The sequence below is a fragment of the Arthrobacter sp. Y3223164 genome (assembly GCF_059091005.1).
The window spans coordinates 1-373 of the sequence record NZ_JBNHGF010000910.1 but is presented as its reverse complement, the minus strand read 5'-3'; the positions used below and the strand labels follow the sequence as shown (position 1 = coordinate 373).

At 74.0% G+C, this 373-nt stretch carries 1 protein-coding gene; it reads right to left on the bottom strand.

Annotated features, from left to right (window positions below):
• A partial coding sequence (locus tag AC5RUJ_RS18680; RefSeq protein WP_494156565.1) for an MFS transporter occupies positions 1–373 on the bottom strand: 373 nt, incomplete at both ends.

Here is a 373-nt window from a genome sequence, read left to right as displayed (position 1 = left end):
ACCTGCGTTTCCTCCGGCCGGGCAAGGTCAGCAGGGAGGCGACCATCACCGCGGCCACGGCGAGCAGGGCGTTGCGGAGGCCCACCTGTTCGCCCAGGAAGCCGAGGAAAGGTGGGCCGGCCAGGAACGCGACATAGCCCAAGGTCGAGACCACCGACACCCGTCCCGCGGCCCGGGCCGGATCGTCCGCGGCCGCGGACATGCCCATGGGAAAGCCCAGGGCAGCGCCGGCGCCCCAGAGCACGGCCCCGGCGAAGGCCAGCGGAAGGTTCGGAGCCAGCACGAAGAGCAGCAGGCCGGCCAGGGCCGTGCCGAGGCTGACCCGCAGCACGGCCACGCGTCCCCAGCGGTCGATGAACCGCCCGCCGGCCAG